We start from the raw sequence: 21,292 nt of genomic DNA, 5'->3' as shown, positions 1-21,292 counted from the left end.
TTGATCTTTCATGTATCTGCGATATGAATAATAATTATATTTTACACTTTTCAGAAAAGACGCGCAATTGTTTTCGGCCAAGAATTGTTGCGTTGTCAAAGAGTGGAAGCAATGCTAAACTAAACGCAGATATACTCGGTACTAGGAGTGAGTGCAATCGTGAAACTTCAATCGGCCTACATCTATTTCGTAGAAGGATCGACAGTTGCAAAAGCAGACATTGAAGACGTGAAGGCAAAGTTTACCCGCTATATCGACATGACGACCAAGACGGGAGAACAGCTCGGCTGGTCTTATGCAGAAGCAGCTTTTCCCTACACGCTGGAAGAACGCACGGAAGGAAAAGGCTCCTGGTTCCTTCTCAAAGGCAAAGATCCGAGCATGTACAAGGCGATCGTCGTGGGTGTCGGCTCTGCTGAAGTGAACGGACAAGAAAAGCACTACATCCAAATCTCCCTGCCGGAATCTGCCACACACGGTGACAAAAACAAGGCAAATGAATACTGCCGGTATTTGGCCAAAGACTACAAGGCGGAGCTGCATCTGTTCAACAAGCGAATCCAGTACTTCCAGCCCCGCAAGCCATAACAAATGCCCTGCCCGGGCACGATGCAGCCGAATTTTCCCGGCTGTTTTTCTTTGTCCGCCTGGCTCCATCATCGCCCTCCTGCTGTATGAGAAGAATTGTCTGCGTACATCAAAACATAAACAAAAGACCCTCTTCGCAGAGGGTCTTCCTTATTCGTGAGCACGTTGATCAAATCATTTGAGATCTCGACAGCGAATAAAACCTTCCATCTACCATCCGAATGCCCAAATCTGCACAATATTCCAATCCTTGTGTCACTCCGTAAAGAATCCACTCGGACGAACGGTGGTTGATATCAAAATCAGTGTACAGGTCAGTGCCATCATCGCGGACCTCTTTGCGGTCAGTCACATCGAAAAGGCGCAAGACAAAAGGCAGTTCTGCAAAAGGGATGGCAAATTTCTTTTCCACTTCCTGCTCAAACTCCTTCGTCATGTTCCACTCTGCCTGGATCGAATGCTCATCTTTCCAGGCGATGCGTATACTCGGGCCTTCTACGTCAGTGGATGATCGCGGGGGATTTGTCTCCATTCGCTCCCATCGTTCCTTTCTTTCATGTACTCGCTTTCACCATGTATATCGGCTTTTCCACCTATTATACCATGTGAACAAGCCACGTGGGAACGCAAACAGGCTATTATTTTAACGTCCGACTGTAAAGCTGTTCTCGCCGACCACTACGTAAGACTTGTACTTTTCGGTTTTCATCCGCACCTGGACTTTGTACGTTCCATAACTTTCCAGCTTGGTGGAGATAAACGGCTCGGAGAAATAGAAGCTGTTCGCATTTTGCGTCGAATACTTCCACTCCTTCCCTTTGTCTACCTCTTTGCCATCCGGCGCAATCAGCACCAGCTGCATTCTCAGGTCTTTGGCCACCGGAGCCTCGTCTACTTCCACAAACACGTTGAATGTGCGCGGAACGTTTTTATCGCTGTACCCTTTGATCGGGTTGCTGAAGACCACCGTCTTGTTACGCGTCTGCTGAATGCCTTCCAGTACGAGAATGTTCACGTTCGGCTTGATTATTTCCAATTTTCCCGAGCTTTGGTCGTATTCCGAAAAGCCGCCCATTTTGGCAACCAGGTCCTCCACCGAATCCGCATTGGATGCGCCCATGCTGCTTACGATTCGTTCGCCGCCCAGAAAGATGCGCATCGCTTCTTCGCCCAAGGCAGTGCTTCCTGCCCCAGCCAAAACCGCTGCTCCTAACAATGCTGTCAACCATCTTTTTTTCATGTTTTGTTCCTCCTGTATGTTTGCGCCGCGCGCTTGCTTGCTCCGAATTGGTTTCTACTAGTTTATACGCCCAAAACGGCAAATAGTTGTGGTTCTGCGGCAACTTTTTTCAACAGTATCCACAGTATCCACAAGTCTTCACAAACAGGGAGAAAGACTTATGCACAGGTAAAAAGCGAGCGTGAAGTACCCTTGACAATGAGAAGCCGGAAAAAAGAAAAGGAGCAGCGTCCTGCTTGCTGCTCCTTTGGTCAAGTCGATATGGACAATCAGCGCGTTGCCAGCTTTGTAAAGTAGCGGGAAACGACGTCAATGGCGACACCGATGGCATCTTCACTCGGCTCGATTTTGGAATGATGCAGCCCGTACGGCGTGTCCACCCCAAGCCAGAACAGGAAGCCCGGGATCTCGCTGAGGAAGTACCCGAAGTCTTCCCCCGTCATCGCTTCCTTGCAGTGAATGAGCGTCACGTCTGGACACGCCTCGCGCACCCAAGCCATGAAATCTTCTGTCAGCGATTCCTCGTTGTACACCTGGCAGTAGCCGCAGCCGTAATCGATGGATGCCGTGCAGGCAAAACCCGCTTCGATCCCTTTGACCAGCTCTTCGATGCGGGTCTTTACACGTGCCATGGATTCCATGGAAAACGTACGGATCGTGCCTTCGAGCCGCGCTCTCTCCGCGATGATGTTCTGCTTGGTGCCGCCTTCAATCCTGCCGACTGTTACCACAGCCGAATCCAGAGGATCGATGTTGCGGGAGACGATCGACTGCAGCTGCGTCACCAGATGACTGCCTGCCACGACCATGTCGCTCGCCAGATGAGGAAAAGCGGCGTGCCCCCCTTTGCCGACCAGATCCACAAACAGTTCGGACGTATTGGCAAAGAGAATGCCCGGCTTGGTGGCAATATGCCCTACCGGATATTCCGGCGCGATATGCAGGGCGAAGATACAGTCCGGTCGCCAGGCAGCAAACTCCTCGCTGTTCATCATCGGCAAAGCTCCGCCCGGCCCTTCTTCCGCAGGCTGGAACACAAACAGCAGGTTGTCCGCAACGGGATTCTCCACAAAATGCGTCAGCAACCCCAGCGCGATCGTCATGTGCACATCGTGTCCGCAGGCGTGCATATAGCCTTCGTGCAGCGAGCGGAACGGATAGGACGTCTCCTCGGTGATGGGAAGCCCGTCCATGTCCGTCCGCCACGCAATCGTCCGCTGCGGATCGGTGCCGGGAATCCTGACGAGGATGCCGGTGCGCCACGTCTTGATCTCCAGACGCTCCTGGGGAAGCCCCGCTAAATAGGCGAGCAAATACTGCTGGGTCTTCACTTCCTGAAAGCCAGGCTCCGGAATCTGATGCAGGTCACGGCGTATTTGCACGAGCGCGGCAGAAGTCATCGGCTACGCCTCCTTTCCCGCAACAGCAGCCGTCAATCGCCTGGAGAACACGTCGAGGAAGCGGTCCACATCTTCCTTCGTCAGGGTCAGCGGCGGCAAGAGACGCACGATCGTCTTTTGTGTCACGTCGACGAGAATGCCTTCCGCAAGCAGGTCGCGCTGCAGACGGCTGGCCTCCTCCGGCGTGACGCTGAGCGGAATGCCGACCATCATTCCCTTTCCGCGCAGCGCTTGCAGCTGCTCAGGGAGACGTTTGCGCAAGCCTTCCAGCCCGTCCCACAAATACGCGATCACTTCGGTCACATGCGCCGCAAATTCCGGGTTCAGCAGTTCGTCCAGCACGGCATTGCCCAATGCGGCCGACAGCGGCGACGGAGCAAAGGTCGTGCCGTGATCGCCCGGTTTGAACTGGTCCATCAGCCGTGTTCCGGCAATGACACCGCCGAGCGGCAGTCCGCCGCCGACCCCTTTGGCGAACAGGATCAAATCCGGCGTCACGCCCGCGTGCTGATAGGCGAACAGCTTTCCGGTCCGGCCCATCCCAGTCTGGATTTCGTCCATGGCAAAGAGCATGCCTTCATTCCGACAGATCACTTCCACATCACGCAAAAACGACTCCGACAGCGGGACGACGCCTCCCGAACCGAGAACCGGCTCCATCAGGACGGCCGCAGGCTTCGCTTCGCGGCAAATGGCTCGCAGCCCTTCGGTGTCTTCGGCGTCCAGCTCGTACACAGGGAAAGTCGGTTGCGGGAAGTCCTGGTACACATGTGCCTGCCTCGTCAGCCGTACGGCACCGAGCGTACGGCCGTGGAAGCTGCCCCGCAGCACGACAATGCCGTCGCGCCCTGCCCCTTCCGTCTTTGTCCATTTGTGGATCAGCTTGATCGCCGCCTCAGTCGCTTCTGCTCCGGAGTTGGTGAAAAAGACTTTCCCCGCAACCGTCTGCTCGATCAGCCGCTGCGCGAGGCGGATGGCCGGCTGGTTGAGAAACACGTTGGAGATGTGCAGGAACCGTTCCCCTTGCTCGTGCAGCGCCTTCAGGATGCGCGGGTGGGAGTGCCCCAGGACGTTGACAGCCAGACCGGTGAACAGGTCCAGATACCCTTTTCCTTCGGTGTCGTACAGGTAGTTGCCCTCGCCTTTCGCAATGGCAATCGGCAGCCGTTTGTACGTCGAGACGATGTATTGTTCATCGAGCGAACGCCAGTCCATATGCCTCACCCCTTACAGCTGACGCAGCTCCTGCTTGATTTCCGTCTTGGAACGGGTTTTTTCGTCGATTTGTTTGATAACGCGAGCTGGCGTACCCGCTACCACTGTGTACGGAGGCACGTCCTCGATCACGACAGCTCCTGCAGCAACGACGGCGCCTTTGCCGACGCGGATGCCTTCCAGAATGACCGCATTCGCCCCGATCAGCACGTCGTCCTCTACCACAACTGGCTGCGCAGATGGCGGTTCGATCACGCCGGCAATGACGGAGCCTGCGCCGATGTGGCAGTTTTTCCCGATCGTTCCGCGGCCGCCTACTACTACGTTCATGTCGATCATAGTACCTTCGCCGATCACCGCGCCGATGTTGATGGTAGCGCCCATCATGATGACTGCGTTGTTGCCGATCGTCACCTGATCGCGGATGATCGCACCCGGCTCGATACGCGCCTGGATTCCTTTGGTGTCGAGCAGCGGAATCGCGGAGTTGCGGCGATCGGACTCGACGACGTAGTCTTCGATTTTATCGCTGTTTTGCGCCAGCACAGGCTCGATTTCTTTCCATTCGCCAAACACGACCCCTGTATTTCCATTGATAAAGGCTTTGGAGCTGGCGCCGAAATCAATCCCTTCCAGATTGCCTTTCACGTACAGCTTCACAGGCGTTTTCTTTTCGCTTTTTTGAATAAACGAGATAATTTCATTGGCATCCATCATGTTCACAGGTACTTCCTCCTTTTAGTCAACAACCATTTTGAATAATTAGGAGCATGACCAGACAACGGCAGTCATGCCCGCTTGAGCAAAACAGGAATTTTTCGGCAAGCTCCCGTTTCGCAAAAAAAGCAATGAGTGCATGCGCTAACTCATCGCTTTCCAAACATTGGCAGCAATCGTAAATAGCGCTCCACGAAAGACCCAAGACCTCTCGTGACAGGATGATCATTGTTCATGAGCACCCCAGCCCTTGCCGTTCAGGGGAATGACAACAGCTTCGGCGCTTTAGCCTTTCCTTCTTTTCCTGCCCCCCGGCAGCTTGCGAAAAGATGTACTCATCTTCGGCGCACCTCTATTTAGACTTTCACTATGAATTTCATTCTACTCTACCAAAATCGGCCCTCTGTGGCAACTAATTTTCATGTAAATGGAAAAATGAATACAGAGGCAATTCAACCATGAATTTTCTGTCTTATCAAAAGAGAGCGAATATGGTAATATATTTCTCTAACATTTTCTAGGAGGTTGAACGATGCGGTTACATACGGACAGCATTTACTTGCGCCCTCTGCAAACGGAAGACGCTGCCGAACTGCTTGAGCTGCGGCTGCGCAATCATGATTTCTTTCAGCTTTACGAACCGATTCGTCCTGCTTCCCACCGCACCCTGGCCGGACAGCAGGAGCTGATCGCGCAGGCCGTGCGAGACTTTGACGCCGGGACCGCCTTTGCATTCGGCATCTTCCTGCAGGAGGACCACCGGATGATCGGGCGTGTCGCCTTGTCCAACGTAGCTCGCGGCGCCTGGCAGAACGCTACCATCGGCTACTTTCTCGACCAGGCGCAAAACGGCTGCGGCTACACGACACAGGCAGTCGGACTTGCGCTTCAGTTCGCGTTCACCGAAGCGCAGCTGCATCGCGTACAGGCCGGGGTGATGCCGCATAATCTCGCCTCCATCCGCGTGCTCGAAAAAAACGGCTTCCGCTACGAGGGGCTTTCCCTCCGCTACCTGCAAATTAACGGGAAGTGGGAAGACCACAACATGTACGCGATCACGGTTGAGGAGTGGACGAACTAGCTTCGTTTCTCCCGGCGGACTGTCGCAGCCGCTCCAGGATGCGCCGTTTGCGGTACAGCATCATGCCCGCTTCGGCGACATCTTGCACGGTTGTGCGATTCAAATAAGCCCCGAACAAAACTCCCGCGATCGGAACGAGCTGGAACAGCTTTTTCCAGCCGAAGTTTTCCGTGTACGTGACCACCACTTCGCGCCACCCTTGCAGCTGTGCCATGACATTCCGCTGCGCTGCCGGATTGTCAAACTGCGACAGCTCCTCGATGATCGCTTTCTTCCCGACGATGTCAGACGATGCAAACTGCAGGCACTTCACTACAAACAAGCGCTCTCGCTTTTCTTCCGGCCGATAGCCGTAGCACAGCGCCATCTCCTGCAAGATTTTGAGCGAGGTGCCCAGCAGCAGCGGAATATCCAGCGCCAGCGTGAAAATGCCGCCGATTCCGGTCGTTGCTCCTTGCACCGTTGCAAACGCGGCTCTTGACTCACGCAGCTCGTGTGCCACCTCATTCATGCAAGCAAGCGGCAGCTCTGCCACTTCTGCCGCTGCAAACGCGCGCTCCTGCCCTGTCAGGCGGGAACGAAATCTGCCGTACACCGCTTCGTCCGAGACGAGATACGTTCCGCCCGTCTCCAGAAAGGCAGCGATTTCATCCACCGCTGTCCCCAGTTTTTCGCGGACGCAATGGGGCGTGATGCGGTCCAGCAGGACAAACGGCAGCCGTCCGAGCTTTTCCCAAAACCACAAGTCTTTCTGTTTCTTTTCCCATGCTTCTACTTCCTTTAGCCCCTGAAGCAAATGTTCCCTCGACTCCATCCTTATCGCAGGCCCCCTGTTCTGCCAGCTGCTTTTCCGCTCACTCCTGCCGCTTCCACAAGCATTGGCTGCGGAGTATTTGCCTTGCGTACTCCTGCAGCTCTTCCGTACTCGCGAATCCGGCGAACACTTCTTTCTGTCTTACGATTCCCAGCTTGAAATGTTTCAGCTGTCCGTCCTCTTCGCGAAAGCCAAACTTTTGGAGAACCGCCATTTGTTCGTCTGTCATGCCCGTCCCTCCTATGGGAAAAACCCCCTGCCTAAGCAGAGGGCCATATACCGGTTATTCTTTTACTTCCACCGTCAGCGTCAGCGTCTGCTGCTGTTCCTGTGTATCGGTATTTTTGTCATACGAGTTGCCGTCCTGCTCGATTTGGCAGGTGCGGTAGCTCATGGTGTTGGTCACTTCGATCGTGTATACACCCGGCTTGCCGTCCTGGAAGTCGATGAACTGCTTGAGGTTGAGAGACGGGACGCCTTCCTCCGCACCCTGATCCTCTGACAAGCGCGGCTTGATCGTCGTCAAAGCCCGGCCGTTGAAGCTGATTTTCACTTCGTTTTCAGATGTAATCGTGCCGCCGTAATACTGCTTCGTTCCCAGCAAAGTCTCCCCGTCCTCCCAGACCAAATCGGGAACGTGAATATACCTGCGATCCGTCCGGCTGCTCTTATTCAGAATGATTCGCTTCATCCCCTTGTTCACCACGTGGGTGGACATGAGCACCAGCTCTTTCAGATCATTCAGGTCGCTGTCTGAATCCACAACGATGTGATCGCCGTCCTTGTACTGATTCCCCTTTTTCGTCACGAAGCGCATCGGCGATGGATATGGAACCGCCCCTATATCGTCCGGATCGCAGACAGGGTAGAAAGACACGGGTGGCTTATCCTCGATAACCTGGATGTATCCGCACCACGATTGGCGAGGCTCCCTTTTGCTGTAGTAATTGATCTTGTGGCGTCCCAGGCTCAGGCTGGACAGTAAGAGCGCCGTATGATCCCAGTTCAGCTTGGAAGCGTCCACGATGACGTTGTCCACAGCCCAGACGCCTGGGCCTTCGTCATCGTCCTCCTCAGTGCCGAATTCGAGATGGTCGGCAGCCGTCGTCAGCCAAATGATGTGGACAGGGTTCTGGTACAGCCTGACGGTGATGTCGGACGAAAACAGATTGCGACGCTCTACCATCATGGAGGATCGCTCGTTCGCTTGCATCAGCACGTCCATGTCCGCCTGTGCGGAAGCCGGTTCGCAGGCTTGCGGCGTGCCCGGCACCTGAATCTGAATCGCTATGCCTGCGTTCAAATACGAGGTGGATGTGTCAGACCCTTGATTCGGCTCAAACGTCACGGTGAGCGTGAGGCCTGCCAGCATTTCCGGAATGGCCACATCAAATCGCTGCGCGTTCGTCAATGTCTGGCCGGTACCGTTCACCCACCATCTCCCCGGATAGGGCGAGTAGAGCTGGACAGTGCCGGGAGCCTGTGATGCCGTAATTTTTTGATTGGGGGAAAGTTTTTGCCCGGACTTGTCCGTCCCCATGTACAACTCCGCCTGTCCCACCTGAATATGGGCCGTCCACGGCGTCAAGGTACTGTCATTCGGCAGGAACATCAGCTCATACTGGCCGGCCTTGAGCGAGCCTGTCGAAAAGATCGTGCCCTCCACTGACCTCATCTCCGTGCCCGTTGCCTGATTGGACAGTCTCCACGTGCCAGGAAGCTTGCTGGAGAAAGTCCTGGAGCCAAACAGCCCGAAAATCGGGACGATGTCTCCTGACGGAATCGATACGCCAGTTCCATTTTCCCCCTCATAAATATGCGGGTAGTTCTGGGCTTCTACCTGGAAGCGGACGTTCACGGTGCTTTTCTGCGCCTTGGCATCGGTCACGACAAAGGTCAACGTATGTTTGCCAGCGGACAGCTGCGCAGAAGGAATCGTGAAGCGTGGCACCTGCCATTTCAAGGAGGCTTGCGTCGACCTCGTCTCTCTCATGAATTCCGGCAACTCCACGCCATCGAGGAAAACCTGGCTGCGACTCAGGTTCGTGCCGTTGCCGTACGTCGTTTGTGTGAGATCGACATCCAGCGGCGTATCGGGCGGAAGAATAAACTCGTCGTTCTTTACCCAGTTCCAGCCGCCAGATGACAAGCCTGCGACCTGATAATCGTTAAAAACGATCATGTCGTGAACCGGCTTTTGAACAGAGGATGATACCTGGCTGTTTCTCTTCATCGTTGTAGTCGCCCCCTGTGCTGGCGAAACAGCAGCCCCTGACAGCAGGCTGCCCACGGCCACACACACGGCAAGCGCTGATACAACCCATTTTTTCACGTTGATGTTCCTCTCACTTTCTCTTCTGCATCGTTCTTTCATTACTTCTTTCGACAAAATCAGCCCTTTGTCCTTTTCCATTTCTGACTGGGAAAAATTGCCCCTGTTTTTGCCTGCGGCCGCGGCGAGAGGCGTGAACAAACGAGAAATCCCCGGAGCGCGCGTGTGCACTGCCACATGCGTCCCGGGGAATTTCGATGTGCTTGGCGAAAGCAGCTACTGTTCCTCTCTAGGCGTTGGTCACCAATACCTCCGCGCCTTCCTCCAGCCCGTTCGTGATTTCGATAAAGTCTGTCCCTTCTATCCCAATCTGCACCTCTTTCGGCGTCGACTCCCCTGTAGCCGGGTCCTTCACCATGACGGTGCCCTTGCCATCCTCCATGACTTCGACGGCGTTCAGCGGGAGGCGTTTCACTCCATCCTTTTGCTCCACGTAAATGTCACAGTCGCCTGTCATCCCGTGCTTCATGTCCGTTGTCTCGGCGAGCTCCACCTTCACGGTGAACCGGACCGTCTTGTCGTCTCTGGTACCTTCCTTGGGAATCTCGATAACCTTGCCTTTAAACGGCCGATTGCCAAAAGCGGTCACGTACACGTCCACGGCCTGCTCCAGCTTGATTGCCGGGATGTCGATCTCGTCCACGGCGGCCATGAAGTACACGGATGTCGCATCCATGATGACGGCTGCGGGCTCTCCAGTGTCTGGCGTCTCGCCTTCCTTCACGTTCAGCTTGGTAATAACCCCGTCGATCGGCGCTTCCACCTGCTTTTTCGCGATCTCCCGCTTCTTTTGTTCCATGGTCAGGAGCGACTCCTTCAGAGCCAGCTCCTTTTCCCGCAGCTCGAGATCGGCTGAGGTCATGTCCATCTTGAACAACAGCTGCCCTGCCTTGATCTCGTCATCCTTCTCGACTTCCACCTTTCCGATCTTTCCGTGCGTGCCGGCAAGCAGCTCCACCTCATCGGGAAGCTCAAACGGCGTCGGCTTCTGACTGACGAACAGAACGCCCTTGTCATCGGTAAACTGGACTTCCCCCATGTCGCCTGCATAGAGGGCGCCCGGCTTTTTCACGAGCACATCGACGTCGTGGACGCCCCCGACTCCTTTTTCCTTTTGACCGACGAGATCGATGTTGGTAATCGTGCCGTCCACGTAATACAGGGAGGCAGTCACGAACACCTTCACTTTCTGCCCGATGCGAAACTGCTCTGCTTCATACGCGCTGAACTTCCCCGTAATCTTCAAATAGTCCGTGTTGGTCAGCTTGGCGACGACCGTATCCGGAGTAACAGTATCCCCTTCCTTGACCAGCACTTCTATGACCTTCCCTGGCTTGTCGGCGATAATCCTGTCTTTTTTGTTTTTCAGCTCGGCCAGCTCTTTTTGGGCGCGGTGCAGACCGAACTCCTGCTTCTCCAACTCCAGCCGGGCGTCCGTGCTGTCTACGGTGAACAGCACGTCCCCCTTCTTCACGGACTGGCCTTCACGGACCAGCAGGCGTTCGACCTTGCCGCTGATCTCGGGCTTTACTTCCTCGCGCGCCTTCGCCTCTACGGTGCCCGACGCAAAGATCGTCTTTTTCACCTCGCCCACATCGACTGTCGCGGTCGGATAGGATTGCTGCCCGACTGGCTGTTCGTCGACTGCTGCGTCCTTGGCTTTCAGGAAGTTGTAGCCATAAAATCCCCCTCCTCCCAGCACGACTGCGATTGTCGCCAGGAGGACCCACTTTTTCTTATTCATCTCTCGTTCCTCACATTTCCTTATTCAGATCGGATCGCCTGCAAGGCACTCAGGCGCGAAGCCCGGATGGCCGGGAATATGCCTGCCAAAAGTCCAATGACAAAGGAGAAGCCGATGGCAAACAGCGCCAGCCAGCCCGGAATCACCGCCAGCCTGGCAGCAGCCTCCCCTTCGCCACCCCGGCCGTAGCCCATATTCAAATTTTCCATCAGCCCGCCTGCCGAACCGAAATAATTGACGACTTCCACGGCGCCCCAGGCCAGCCCGAGGCCGGTCAGGCCCCCGATCAGGCCGATGAAGCCGGACTCCATCAAAAACAACCAGCGAATGTTCAGCACCGTGGCGCCGATCACCTTCATGATGCCGATTTCCTTCGTTCGCTCCAGGATCGACATGATCATCGTGTTGACGATGCCGATCGTCGCGACGAGCAGCGAAATCGCAGCGATGCCCCCCAGCACGAGCTGAATAACGAAGAAAAACTTGTTGATCGTCTCCAGTTCGCGGGCGGGCGACCATACTTCGTAGCCTCTTTCTTTCAGCGCCTGGACGACGCTCTCCACTTTTTCGCGGGACTCGACCTTGACTGTCAGCTGGTCAAATTCAAAAGCATCCTGTTTGGCAGTCTCCCGCGTCCTTCTCGTGGAGTTGTCCGCCATCTCGTCTCCCCTGCTGCGGTTGGCCCACTCGTTCAGCTCCTTGACGACGCCAATCGGCACGTATACAGCCGTCGAGTAACGGCCGTTGTCCGATTTTTGCAGCTGCCCGACTATCCGGACGCGCAATTCCTTTTTCTCGTACTTTGGCTCGTCATCTACGCGGTACTCCCGCGTCAGCATGATCGTGGCTGCCTTATTGACCAGATTGAGCGGCACCGGGGCTGCTCCCCCGCCTTTGTCTGGCGGCATGGAGGCACCTCTCCTGTTTCTGGCATCGACACTGCTGCGCCGGGCCTCGCGTTTTTCCTTTTCTTCATCCCGCAACTGCTGCGGAACGTCGTACGCGATGACCACCTCCTGCGGCGAACCGGACAAATAGCTTCCCTTTTCCACATCGCCTTTGCGGTAGGCGGCGGACTCGTTGACGTCGACCCCGATCAGTTCAACGTATCCTTCTCTGCGCCCTACCTTCAACTTGGCCTGCGCTTGCAGCTGCTTCACCGGCATGACAGCCGCGATGCCCGGGATTTTTTTCAGTTCCTGTACAGCCTCCATGTTTAGCTTCTTCCGCTCATCATCCGGGATGACGCGGTCCTCCTCCGGGATGTAGTACATCGGCTCCACATTCAACTCCGTCAGGTTTCCGAAGTTTTCCAGGCTTTTTACGGCATTTTCCTTCAACCCAAGGCTCAAGGCGATCATCGCCACGATGGCTGCCGTGCCGATCATGACCCCGACTGACGTAAGCGCCGTCCGCAGCTTCATTCGCCACAGATTGCGCCAGACAATGCGAAACGAATCCATCGCTCTCACTTTCGTTCACCTCATACCCTCTGCTACGCTGGTCTTGTCCTTTTTTGTACGACCCGTCCGTCCTGCAAATAAATGACCCGGTCTGATTGCTCGGCTACTTCCTGCTCATGGGTAACGATGATGAACGTAGTCCCTCTTTCCTTGTTCATTTGCCGCATGAGGGCCAGAATTTCCTGCTCGGTCTTGCTGTCCAGATTGCCTGTCGGCTCGTCCGCCAAAATGATGCTCGGTTCATTTACGAGCGCCCGCGCGATACTGACCCGCTGCTGCTGCCCGCCGCTAAGCTCGTTCGGCTTGTGATCGAGTCTTCCCGCCAAGCCGACCCGCTCAAGAATCTCGGTCGCTCTCGCCCGGCGTTTGCGCACGCTTTCTCCGGCGAAGATCAGCGGCAGCTCCACGTTTTCCAGCGCGGTCAGGTTGGGCAGCAGGTTGTATGATTGGAAAATGAAGCCCATGCTCCGCCGCCTGAACAAGCACAGCTCGTTCTCGCTGTAGCGTGATATTTCTTCCCCGCTGACCACCACAGAGCCTTCGTCCGGCCGCGTCAAGCCCGCCAGCAGATTCAGGAGGGTCGATTTGCCCGATCCTGAAGATCCGCAGAGCGCTACGAATTCCCCCTGCGCAATGTGCAGGTTGATGTCAAAAAGCACGGGCACCTTGATCTTACCCGTGCCGTAGCTGTGGTTGACCCCCGTCACCGTCAGCTCGCCTGTTGCATTTGCCATCTCTGTTACGCCCCTCATGTTTTAATCGGAAATGGAAAATTTGGGTACACATCCTATAGACGTAGCAAAAGGGAAAATGTAACATCTTCCTCACGAAAATTTTTCATGTTCACACAGTCGTTACATGTTCTTCAAAATGCTGTAACAAAGCGCTAACCTGCTTCGTACGAATCGTTGCTACAATCAAATTGTGAAGAAAACACGAGAGGGCAGATCGAAGATGACCATTTATCGTTTTCTGTTTGAAACCGCCACACGCAAATGGGTAGAGATCATCAAGGCACCTAGCATGTTTGAAGCCGCCAAGCAAGCCAAGCAGCTCGCATCCGCGCGTTCCAAGTCCATGTCTACGCCAATCAGCTTCTCTTTTCATCACGCCGTATCCTTGAAATAGTTCATGCTGCTTGCAACCGCTTCTCCCCAAACGGGAGGGCGGCTTTTTTCGCTTTCGGGGATATTATTGACACCGCCGTATTTTTCCTTTTCAATAGAGGTAGTACATTACAGTGCAGTACAGTTCGGGAATACGTATCCTGCCTGGTGCTGTACGTGCCTACTCGAAAACAAGGGAGACAAGGATTATGACTATGCGCAAAGCACTCACTATCGCTGGTTCGGACACGAGCGGCGGCGCCGGACTCCAGGCTGACCTCAAAACATTCCAGGAGCTTGGCGTCTTCGGTATGACCGCCCTCACCGTTATCGTCGCGCAAGACCCGCACAACGGCTGGTTTCACGAAGTATTTCCGATCGATGTAGCCGTACTGGAGAAGCAGTTGGAAACCGTGCTCACCGGAATCGGCGTAGATGCTGTCAAAACCGGCATGCTCGGCACCACTGAACTGGTAGAACTGGCTGCCCGCAAAATCGAGCAGTTCCAGCTGAAAAACGTCGTCGTCGATCCTGTGATGATCTGCAAGGGAGCAGACGAAGCCCTCCATCCGGAGATTGCCGTGAGCCTGCGCGAAGTGTTGCTGCCGCGCGCTACGGTAGCGACTCCGAACTTGTTCGAGGCGGGCATCTTGAGCGGACTGGGCGCTTTGAAGAGCGTGGACGACATGAAAGAAGCGGCCAAGCGCATCCACGACTTCGGCACCTCTTACGTCGTCGTCAAAGGCGGCAGCAAGTTGCAGCACGACCATGCCGTAGACGTGTATTATGACGGCCAATCCGTGGAAGTGCTGGAGTCGGAGCGCTTTGAGACGAGCTTCACGCACGGCGCCGGCTGCACCTACTCCGCTGCCATCTGCGCGGAACTGGCCAAAGGCAGCTCTGTACGCGATGCCGTCAACGTGGCGAAAGAATTCATCACAGAAGCGATCCGCCACTCGTTTGCCCTGAACCAGTACGTAGGACCGACCAATCACGGCGCATACCGCCGCGCCAAACAAGCCTAAGAATTGTTGCCTGCAGAAAAAACTCCTGACAAGTACCGGTTATCCGGGGGCTTGCCAGGAGTTTCCTTTTTGTTGCCGCTACGCCTGCTTTTTCAGCTGCAGATCCGAAGACGCCGGGACAGCTGCGCTCTTCTTTCGCATCGTGCTAACCGTGAAGACAACCAGCGCCCCCCAGATCAGGGCAAAGGAGATCAAGTGCGTCATCGTGAATGGCTCGCCAAACAAAAAAACGGCACTGAGCAGCTGGATAGTCGGAGAGAGATACTGGAGGAAGCCGAGCGTCGACAGCGGCAGCCGTTTGGTCGCCTGCGCGAACCAGTACAGCGGCATGGCCGTCCCTACGCCTGCGAGCATGAGCAAAACGATCCTCCACCACTCCATGGCAAATGCCGTTTCCGTCCCGCCGGCCTGAATCAGAAAAAGGTAAAGCAGGGCGATCGGAGCCACGAAGACCGTCTCCCACGCCAGGCCGAACATCGCTTCCAGATTGACCACTTTCTTCGCCAGCCCGTAAAAGGCGAAGGTCAGCGCAAGAGACAAGGCAATATAGGGCACCTGACCGTACTGAACCGTGATGTACAGAACGCCGGCGGCTGCCATCGCGAGCGCGGCCCACTGGGCTTTTGCGAGCTTTTCCTGCAAAAAAACGACTCCGAGCAGCACGCTGATCAGCGGGTTCATGTAGTAGCCGAGACTCGCTTCCATCACATGGTCGTGATTGACCGCCCAGATGTACAAAAGCCAGTTCGCGCTAATCAAAAGCGAGCAAAGAAGCAAGGCCCCCTTCAGCTTTTTGCCGGGCGCCGCCCCCCACAGATTGGCCCAGCGCTTCGTTACGAGAATGATGACAAGGACAAAGACAAGTGACCAGACAATGCGGTGCGCAAGGATTTCCCAGGCTCCCATGCTCTGAAACAGCTTCCAGTACAAAGGGAGCGTCCCCCAAGCCAAATAAGCCAGGATTCCGTACAGGACACCTTGTTTCATTTTTTCTGCCTCCAAATATCCACGTCTTATGAATAGTAGTGTAACGGAATTGATGACGCTCCGCTATGTATTCACGGCGAGCATAGTTTGCACCCTTCCGTTCGCCCGCTGCCGGCCGCTTGACCAGCGCAAGCTGCTGACACAATGGAAGCAGTTGCTCGTCCCGACGCGGGCTTTGTACAAAAATGCGTGCGACGAATGGAATCTCCGGCAAAAAAAAGAGCAGGGCTGCACTTCACCGTGTCATGCGCCTGCTCTCTTCTCATCGTTTATTTTTTCCACAACAGGTACAATAAGTACGGCGCTCCGATAAACGCAACCATCACGCCTGCGGGAATGCCATCCGGCTCGGCCAGATTGTGCCCGATCGTATCTGCGACGAGCAGCAAAAAGCCACCGAGAAGAATGGCTACGGGGATATTGAGCTGATGGCGCGGCCCGATCAGCGCTTTGGCCAAATGCGGCGCCAACAGACCGATGAACGCGATGCCGCCCGTGACAGACACCGCCGATGCCGCCAAAGCCACTGCCGTAAGCAGCAGTGTAAGCCTCTCCCGTTCAATGGCGAGCCCCACTCCAATCGCGACTGGTTCATTTTGCGCCAGCAGGTTCAACCGATTGGCCTTGTACAGCGTAAACGGGATGAGGATGCACAGCCACGGCAAGATGGCCAGGATGAACGGCCAGTCCGTTCCCCAGATGTTCCCTGCCAGCCATTTGGCGATGAAGTCCACCTTCGCCCGCTCCGCTGACGAGATCAGCACGATCATCACCCCGGAGAGGGCCAGAGAAAAGCCAACCCCAACGAGCACGATTCGCACGGGCGAAAGTCCGGCATGGCGGTCGCAGGAAAAGGCGTAAATGCAGACAGCGGTCAGCATGGCCCCGGCAAAAGCTACGAGCGGCAGCACATAGACGAAAGAGCCTGCCTCGATCGGGACGAATAAAAAGAACAGCGCGATCGCAACCCCTGCCCCCGAATTGATCCCGATCACTCCTGGCTCTGCCAGATCGTTTCGCGTGACGCCTTGCAGGATCGCCCCGGACAACGCCAGCGCCATGCCCGCGAGCCAGGTGATGACAAGACGCGGCAAACGGATGGAGAACAGGATGAACTCTTCCTTGAACGTACCATGTCCGAGCAGCACAGGAATCAGCCGATCATAGGACAAGGACGCATAGCCCATGCCCATTCCGAGAACCACTGCCGCCACCGTCAAGAGCACAAGCACGCCTGCGATCATGCGCTGTTTTCTGATTATCGCTGGATGAATCATCAGAACGCTCTCCCCCTTTGGCGAACGATCAACAGGAAGAATGGCAGCCCGAGCATCGCTACGATCGCGGCAACCGGTGTTTCATAGGGGGCGTTGATGATCCGCCCGAGCAAATCAGCCAGCAGCATGAAGGAAGCTCCTGCGACAGCGGACATCGGGATGATGTAACGGTAATCCGTACCGACGACGGGACGCACCATGTGCGGAATCATCAGGCCGATAAAGGCCATATTGCCAACAAGCGCTACCGACGCCCCCGCCAGCAAGATGATGACGACGAACAGAACCGCTTTAACCAGCATCGTTTTCTGCCCGAGGCCCACCGCCACTTCTTCGCTCAGGCTAAGAATGGTCAGCTGTCTCGACAAGATGAGGGACAAAATAATGCCGACCGTAATAAACGGGACGATCATTTGCAGCTGAATCCACGACGTTCCGATCACGCCGCCTGCTGTCCACATGGATACGTCCTTGGAAATTTTGAAGGTCAGCCCTACTCCTTCCGCAACCGCGTACAAAAACGCGGATACCGCCGATCCTGCCAAGACCATGCGCAGCGGGGAAAACCCCCCTTTTTTCAGCGAGCCCATCCCAAACACCAGGAGAGCCCCGGCCGCTGCCCCGATAAAGCATGCGATCATAATGCCAAGGTAACTGATCCCAGGAAGCATGGCCAGCGCAATCGCCAGAGCTGCGTTCGCGCCTGCGGACAGTCCGAGCAAGCCGGGGTCCGCGAGTGGATTTCGCGTCATCCCCTGCATGATCGCTCCCGCTACAGACAGAGCCGCCCCGACAAAGATGGCGGCTATTTCGCGCGGAAGCCTGATTTCACGAATGAGGGACAATTTTTCGCCGGCAGCGGAAGTGGTCAAAGCCAGCCATACGTCCCGCAGTGTGGTGTCCGCTGCCCCGAAGACCATGGCGATGACAAACGTCGCCAAAAAGACGAGGAGCGCAGCGATCAGTTTTGGTCCAAAATGATATAAACGCCGTTTCTCATTATTCATGGTTCTGCTCACTTTTCTTCAAAGTAAAGGAGAAGGAATTCTCACGCGGCAAGAATTCCTTCCCTGTCCATTATTTTTTTCCCAGGAAGTGCTCGATGAAGAACGACAATTGGTATTCGAGCGTGACGGGATCGTTGAAGTAAAACTCTTTTGCATTCGCTTCAAACACGCGGTTGTTTTTCACTGCTGGAATATTTTTGTACGTATTGGTCTGGGTGAAGGCGTTGTCCGCGTCCGAGTTTTTGCTGAAAATCAGGTAATCGCCTGCGAACTGCGGCAGCACTTCCAGAGACAGCGCGTAGTAGCCTTCCTTCAGCGCCATTTCTTTTACCTTTTCAGGCATTTTCAGCTTCATTTCCTGGTAGAGGATTTCGGTTCCCCTCCCCCAGTTGTCGCCGAATACGTAAAGCTGCTTGTCGAAGTTTTCAATGACGGACACCGTCGCGTTTTCCCCGATTTTCGCCCGAATCTCTTTTCCTGCTTCTTGCGCGCGCAATTTGAAATCTTCCACCCACTCGCGGGCTTCTTTTTCCTTGTTCAGCAGCTTGCCGATCTCGATGTGCTGGGTCAGGTAGTCGACCTTGCCGTATGTAAAGGTAACGGTTGGTGCGATCTGTTTCAGCTTGTCGAGGTTTTTCGTGCTGGACAGACCGATGATCAGGTCCGGGTTCAGCTCGATGATTTTTTCCACGTTTTCTTCCGATACTTCTGCCACGTCTTTCAAGCCGTCGCGAAAACGCGGATTCATCTTCGACCAGGAGTCTACGCCTACGAGATTGACATGCAGAGCCATCACATTGCCTGCGAACGAAGAAAGCACGACGACGCGCTGCGGATTGGCAGGCACTTCAATCGGACCGTTTTCCGACTGATAGGTGATGGTTCCGGTTTTTGCTTCCTGCGCTGGCCCCTTGTCCTCTGCCTTGGGCTGTGCCCCGCATGCGCTGACGATGAACATGAGGACGAGCAGAAATGAAACCCAAAACTTGTTCATAAACTAATCTCCCTTTGCCAAGTTGTATGTGATGCACATCGGTTTGTTGGTTCGCGGATCGCGCCCGATCTCTGCGTCGATCTGAAATACCTTTTTGAGGACATCAGGCTGCATGACTTCTTCACATCCGCCTGCCTTGACGACCTGGCCGTCTTTGAGGGCAATCATGAAGTCCGCAAAGCGAGCGGCCTGGTTCAAATCGTGAAGCACCATCACAATCGTGCGGCCCTGCTCGACGTTCAGCTTTTGCAAAAGCTCCAGTACCTCCAGCTGGTGCGCCATGTCCAGATAGGTCGTAGGCTCATCCAGGAAGATGATCTCCGTCTCCTGCGCCAGAGCCATGGCGATCCAGACGCGTTGACGCTGGCCTCCGGACAAGGCGTCCACAGTCCGATATTTGAATTCTTTCGTGCCCGTGACCTCGAGCGCCCAGTCGATGGCTTCGTAGTCTTTTTTCGTCAAGCGCCCAAAGCCCGTCTGATATGGAAAGCGTCCGTACGAGACAAGCTCGCCCACGGTAAGTCCGCTCGCGCTCTCGGGGGTCTGTGGCAGAATCGCCAGTTTTCGCGCGAGCGCCTTCGTGTTTTCTTTTGCAATGCTCTCTCCATCCAGGATGACGGCGCCGGACTGGTGGGAAATGATCCGGGTCATGGCTTTCAGCAGGGTCGATTTGCCACAGCCGTTTGAGCCGATGATTGTCGTGATTTTTTTATCCGGGATTTGTACGCTGAGCGCCTTTACAATCAGGCGATCCCCGTATCCAATGTTCAATTCCTCGGTATACATCCGGACCATGGCTATGTACCTCCAATTGCAGAATGAAAAGAAGGGCGGCAGATCATATGTGATAATGATTATCAATACCGTTATATAATATAAGGGCGTTCCATCATTGTGTCAATAGGGAATAAAGGTTGTCACCGGGGAGAAAACACCTTATAATTTGATGAGAATGATAATCAGTTACATATACAAGAATATCCAGGAGTGAAGCAGATGGAGCAACACGAGCTGTTTGATGTGACCATCATCGGAGGAGGCCCCGCCGGTCTCTACTCCAGTTTTTATAGCGGGCTTCGCGAAATGAAGACGAAACTGATCGAATTTCAGCCCCACCTGGGCGGAAAACTTCATGTGTATCCGGAAAAAATGATCTGGGATGTCGGCGGACTCACCCCGATTCCCGGTGCCAAACTGATCGAGCAGATCGTCGCTCAAGGGCTGACCTTTCACCCGGAAGTCGTTCTGAACGAAAAAGTGGTGGCGATCTCCCGCAACGAGGAAGGGATTTTTGTCTTGCGCGCAGCCTCTGGCAATCTCCACTACTCCAGGACCGTGATCGTCGCAGTCGGAGGCGGTATATTGACGCCGCAAAAGCTGGAACTTGAGGGCGCCGAGAAGTTCGAGGTGTCCAACCTGCACTACACTGTGAAGTCGCTCAACTACTTCCGGGACAAGACCGTAATCATCTCGGGCGGCGGAAACTCTGCCATCGACTGGGCCAACGAGCTGGAGCCGGTCGCCAAAAAGGTGTACCTGACCTACCGCAAAGACACGCTGTCCGCGCATGAGTCCCAGGTCACCCAGTTCCTGAACAGTTCCGCCGCCTGCTTCTTCCAGACGACGATTACGCGCCTCGTCGCATCCGCCAATCGCGAGGTCGTCGAATACGTGGAGCTGACGAACCATGCGACAGGCGAGGTCACCACGCTGGCTGTCGATGACGTGATCATCAACCACGGCTATGAACGGGACGCCAGCCTGTTGAAAAACAGCGAGCTGGACATTGCGCTGGTCGATGATTTTTACGTGCGCGTCAACTCCTATAGCGAGTCTTCCGTTCCCGGCCTGTACGCGGCAGGCGATGTCGTCCACTACGACGGCAAGCTGCACTTGATCGCCGGAGCCTTTCAGGATGCTGCCAATGCCGTCAACAAGGCAAAGCAGTTCATTTCGCCGGAAGCCAATTCCAGCGGCATGGTCTCCTCGCACAGCGAAATCTTCAAGCAGCGCAACCGCGAACTGGTCAAGCAAATGCTGCAAAAATAAAGCGGCCCAGCATCGCTGCCAACACTGGTATGCGAGCTGGGCCTTTTCATGCCAAACGGGAAAACTGGTGGTGCCAAAGTTGCACATGTAGCGGATAAGAATCTTATCCATTCTCGGCTGTATGTAAAAAGTGCAGGGAGAATATTCTCCCCGCACTCTCTATGATTTCACGTATGGGGCGATCGATGGGACTCGAACCCACGAATGCCGGAGCCACAATCCGGTGCGTTAACCCCTTCGCCACGACCGCCAC

At 55.0% G+C, this 21,292-nt stretch carries 21 protein-coding genes, 1 tRNA gene and 1 riboswitch; of the genes, 5 read left to right on the top strand and 17 right to left on the bottom strand.

Annotation, left to right across the window (positions count from 1 at the left end):
* Window positions 1–159 precede the first annotated feature (159 nt).
* Window positions 160–588 (top strand): DUF1885 family protein, encoded by a 429-nt coding sequence (locus ACFSO0_RS13890; protein ID WP_376881268.1) that lies wholly within the window; start codon window positions 160–162, stop codon window positions 586–588.
* A 169-nt stretch (window positions 589–757) separates the two neighbouring features.
* On the opposite strand, the gene ACFSO0_RS13885 is transcribed toward ACFSO0_RS13890, so the two are convergent.
* From ACFSO0_RS13885 to dapD, 5 genes are all read right to left on the bottom strand, one after another.
* On the bottom strand, window positions 758–1,120 hold the full coding sequence (locus ACFSO0_RS13885) for a DUF4912 domain-containing protein (protein ID WP_376881267.1): 363 nt from the start codon (window positions 1,118–1,120) through the stop codon (window positions 758–760).
* A gap of 111 nt (window positions 1,121–1,231) precedes the next feature.
* Window positions 1,232–1,828 (bottom strand): hypothetical protein, encoded by a 597-nt coding sequence (locus ACFSO0_RS13880; protein ID WP_376881265.1) that lies wholly within the window; start codon window positions 1,826–1,828, stop codon window positions 1,232–1,234.
* A 269-nt stretch (window positions 1,829–2,097) separates the two neighbouring features.
* Window positions 2,098–3,228: an N-acetyldiaminopimelate deacetylase gene (locus ACFSO0_RS13875; RefSeq protein ID WP_376881263.1), complete on the bottom strand. Its 1,131-nt coding sequence runs from the start codon at window positions 3,226–3,228 to the stop codon at window positions 2,098–2,100.
* A 3-nt stretch (window positions 3,229–3,231) separates the two neighbouring features.
* The gene (locus tag ACFSO0_RS13870; protein ID WP_376881261.1) at window positions 3,232–4,443 is read right to left on the bottom strand and encodes an aspartate aminotransferase family protein; all 1,212 of its coding nucleotides are present in this window, start codon (window positions 4,441–4,443) and stop codon (window positions 3,232–3,234) included.
* Between the two features lie 12 nt (window positions 4,444–4,455).
* On the bottom strand, window positions 4,456–5,166 hold the full coding sequence (dapD, locus tag ACFSO0_RS13865; protein WP_376881260.1) for a 2,3,4,5-tetrahydropyridine-2,6-dicarboxylate N-acetyltransferase: 711 nt from the start codon (window positions 5,164–5,166) through the stop codon (window positions 4,456–4,458).
* A gap of 169 nt (window positions 5,167–5,335) precedes the next feature.
* Window positions 5,336–5,523: riboswitch (Lysine riboswitch) on the bottom strand.
* 169 nt (window positions 5,524–5,692) lie between these two features.
* Here dapD and ACFSO0_RS13860 point away from each other — a divergent pair.
* Window positions 5,693–6,241 (top strand): GNAT family N-acetyltransferase, encoded by a 549-nt coding sequence (locus tag ACFSO0_RS13860; protein ID WP_376881258.1) that lies wholly within the window; start codon window positions 5,693–5,695, stop codon window positions 6,239–6,241.
* On the opposite strand, the gene ACFSO0_RS13855 is transcribed toward ACFSO0_RS13860, so the two are convergent.
* The 6 genes from ACFSO0_RS13855 to ACFSO0_RS13830 form a co-directional block, all read right to left on the bottom strand.
* Window positions 6,216–7,055: an EcsC family protein gene (locus tag ACFSO0_RS13855; protein WP_376881256.1), complete on the bottom strand. Its 840-nt coding sequence runs from the start codon at window positions 7,053–7,055 to the stop codon at window positions 6,216–6,218. The two genes, ACFSO0_RS13860 and ACFSO0_RS13855, sit on opposite strands and share 26 nt — an antisense overlap.
* A gap of 40 nt (window positions 7,056–7,095) precedes the next feature.
* Entirely contained in the window at window positions 7,096–7,284 is a 189-nt protein-coding gene (locus ACFSO0_RS13850; RefSeq protein ID WP_376881254.1) for a hypothetical protein, read from the bottom strand.
* 54 nt (window positions 7,285–7,338) lie between these two features.
* A complete protein-coding gene (locus ACFSO0_RS13845; RefSeq protein ID WP_376881252.1) occupies window positions 7,339–9,387 on the bottom strand; it encodes a hypothetical protein in 2,049 nt (682 codons plus the stop codon).
* A gap of 229 nt (window positions 9,388–9,616) precedes the next feature.
* Window positions 9,617–11,131 carry an efflux RND transporter periplasmic adaptor subunit gene (locus ACFSO0_RS13840; protein ID WP_376881251.1) on the bottom strand — a complete coding sequence of 505 codons (1,515 nt, stop codon included), beginning with the start codon at window positions 11,129–11,131 and terminating at the stop codon, window positions 9,617–9,619.
* Between the two features lie 20 nt (window positions 11,132–11,151).
* The gene (locus ACFSO0_RS13835) at window positions 11,152–12,603 is read right to left on the bottom strand and encodes an ABC transporter permease (protein WP_376881250.1); all 1,452 of its coding nucleotides are present in this window, start codon (window positions 12,601–12,603) and stop codon (window positions 11,152–11,154) included.
* 23 nt (window positions 12,604–12,626) lie between these two features.
* Window positions 12,627–13,328, bottom strand: coding sequence for an ABC transporter ATP-binding protein (locus ACFSO0_RS13830; RefSeq protein ID WP_376881248.1), 702 nt, complete (start codon window positions 13,326–13,328; stop codon window positions 12,627–12,629).
* Between the two features lie 220 nt (window positions 13,329–13,548).
* On the opposite strand from ACFSO0_RS13830, the gene ACFSO0_RS13825 reads away from it, so the two are divergent.
* Window positions 13,549–13,722, top strand: coding sequence for a hypothetical protein (locus ACFSO0_RS13825; RefSeq protein WP_376881247.1), 174 nt, complete (start codon window positions 13,549–13,551; stop codon window positions 13,720–13,722).
* Between the two features lie 187 nt (window positions 13,723–13,909).
* On the top strand, window positions 13,910–14,725 hold the full coding sequence (pdxK, locus tag ACFSO0_RS13820) for a pyridoxine/pyridoxal/pyridoxamine kinase (RefSeq protein WP_376881246.1): 816 nt from the start codon (window positions 13,910–13,912) through the stop codon (window positions 14,723–14,725).
* A gap of 78 nt (window positions 14,726–14,803) precedes the next feature.
* Here the strand turns inward: pdxK and rarD are convergent, their stop codons facing one another.
* The 5 genes from rarD to ACFSO0_RS13795 form a co-directional block, all read right to left on the bottom strand.
* Window positions 14,804–15,712, bottom strand: a complete 909-nt coding sequence (gene rarD, locus ACFSO0_RS13815) for an EamA family transporter RarD (RefSeq protein WP_376881245.1) — start codon at window positions 15,710–15,712, stop codon at window positions 14,804–14,806.
* Window positions 15,713–15,981: 269 nt separating this feature from the next.
* Window positions 15,982–16,989 carry a FecCD family ABC transporter permease gene (locus ACFSO0_RS13810; RefSeq protein ID WP_376881243.1) on the bottom strand — a complete coding sequence of 336 codons (1,008 nt, stop codon included), beginning with the start codon at window positions 16,987–16,989 and terminating at the stop codon, window positions 15,982–15,984.
* A complete protein-coding gene (locus ACFSO0_RS13805; protein ID WP_376881241.1) occupies window positions 16,989–17,996 on the bottom strand; it encodes a FecCD family ABC transporter permease in 1,008 nt (335 codons plus the stop codon). The genes ACFSO0_RS13810 and ACFSO0_RS13805 overlap by 1 nt, the downstream gene beginning before the upstream one ends.
* A 70-nt stretch (window positions 17,997–18,066) precedes the next feature.
* Window positions 18,067–18,990, bottom strand: a complete 924-nt coding sequence (locus tag ACFSO0_RS13800) for an iron-hydroxamate ABC transporter substrate-binding protein (RefSeq protein WP_376881240.1) — start codon at window positions 18,988–18,990, stop codon at window positions 18,067–18,069.
* 3 nt (window positions 18,991–18,993) lie between these two features.
* Window positions 18,994–19,785 (bottom strand): ABC transporter ATP-binding protein, encoded by a 792-nt coding sequence (locus ACFSO0_RS13795; protein WP_376881239.1) that lies wholly within the window; start codon window positions 19,783–19,785, stop codon window positions 18,994–18,996.
* A gap of 201 nt (window positions 19,786–19,986) precedes the next feature.
* Here ACFSO0_RS13795 and ACFSO0_RS13790 point away from each other — a divergent pair, with 201 nt between their 5' ends.
* Window positions 19,987–21,039, top strand: coding sequence for an NAD(P)/FAD-dependent oxidoreductase (locus ACFSO0_RS13790; RefSeq protein ID WP_376881237.1), 1,053 nt, complete (start codon window positions 19,987–19,989; stop codon window positions 21,037–21,039).
* A 174-nt stretch (window positions 21,040–21,213) separates the two neighbouring features.
* Here the strand turns inward: ACFSO0_RS13790 and ACFSO0_RS13785 are convergent.
* Window positions 21,214–21,289 (bottom strand) — tRNA-His (locus ACFSO0_RS13785).
* Between the last annotated feature and the right edge of the window lie 3 nt (window positions 21,290–21,292).

The sequence above is a fragment of the Brevibacillus sp. GCM10020057 genome, from assembly GCF_042683565.1.
In the GTDB taxonomy this organism is placed as follows: domain Bacteria; phylum Bacillota; class Bacilli; order Brevibacillales; family Brevibacillaceae; genus Brevibacillus.
The sequence above is the reverse complement of the archived record's forward strand: the minus strand, read 5'-3'. Positions and strand labels throughout refer to the sequence as shown.

Excerpts from the sequence above, each read along its gene's own strand:
- ACFSO0_RS13885 (WP_376881267.1), bottom strand. The coding sequence starts at position 1,120 with ATGGAGACAAATCCCCCGCGATCATCCACTGACGTAGAAGGCCCGAGT.
- ACFSO0_RS13880 (WP_376881265.1), bottom strand. The coding sequence starts at position 1,828 with ATGAAAAAAAGATGGTTGACAGCATTGTTAGGAGCAGCGGTTTTGGCT.
- ACFSO0_RS13875 (WP_376881263.1), bottom strand. The coding sequence starts at position 3,228 with ATGACTTCTGCCGCGCTCGTGCAAATACGCCGTGACCTGCATCAGATT.
- ACFSO0_RS13870 (WP_376881261.1), bottom strand. The coding sequence starts at position 4,443 with ATGGACTGGCGTTCGCTCGATGAACAATACATCGTCTCGACGTACAAA.
- ACFSO0_RS13860 (WP_376881258.1), top strand. The coding sequence starts at position 5,693 with ATGCGGTTACATACGGACAGCATTTACTTGCGCCCTCTGCAAACGGAA.
- ACFSO0_RS13855 (WP_376881256.1), bottom strand. The coding sequence starts at position 7,055 with ATGGAGTCGAGGGAACATTTGCTTCAGGGGCTAAAGGAAGTAGAAGCA.
- ACFSO0_RS13850 (WP_376881254.1), bottom strand. The coding sequence starts at position 7,284 with ATGACAGACGAACAAATGGCGGTTCTCCAAAAGTTTGGCTTTCGCGAA.
- ACFSO0_RS13840 (WP_376881251.1), bottom strand. The coding sequence starts at position 11,131 with ATGAATAAGAAAAAGTGGGTCCTCCTGGCGACAATCGCAGTCGTGCTG.
- ACFSO0_RS13830 (WP_376881248.1), bottom strand. The coding sequence starts at position 13,328 with ATGGCAAATGCAACAGGCGAGCTGACGGTGACGGGGGTCAACCACAGC.
- ACFSO0_RS13825 (WP_376881247.1), top strand. The coding sequence starts at position 13,549 with ATGACCATTTATCGTTTTCTGTTTGAAACCGCCACACGCAAATGGGTA.
- pdxK (WP_376881246.1), top strand. The coding sequence starts at position 13,910 with ATGACTATGCGCAAAGCACTCACTATCGCTGGTTCGGACACGAGCGGC.
- rarD (WP_376881245.1), bottom strand. The coding sequence starts at position 15,712 with ATGAAACAAGGTGTCCTGTACGGAATCCTGGCTTATTTGGCTTGGGGG.
- ACFSO0_RS13810 (WP_376881243.1), bottom strand. The coding sequence starts at position 16,989 with ATGATTCATCCAGCGATAATCAGAAAACAGCGCATGATCGCAGGCGTG.
- ACFSO0_RS13805 (WP_376881241.1), bottom strand. The coding sequence starts at position 17,996 with ATGAATAATGAGAAACGGCGTTTATATCATTTTGGACCAAAACTGATC.
- ACFSO0_RS13800 (WP_376881240.1), bottom strand. The coding sequence starts at position 18,990 with ATGAACAAGTTTTGGGTTTCATTTCTGCTCGTCCTCATGTTCATCGTC.
- ACFSO0_RS13795 (WP_376881239.1), bottom strand. The coding sequence starts at position 19,785 with ATGGTCCGGATGTATACCGAGGAATTGAACATTGGATACGGGGATCGC.
- ACFSO0_RS13790 (WP_376881237.1), top strand. The coding sequence starts at position 19,987 with ATGGAGCAACACGAGCTGTTTGATGTGACCATCATCGGAGGAGGCCCC.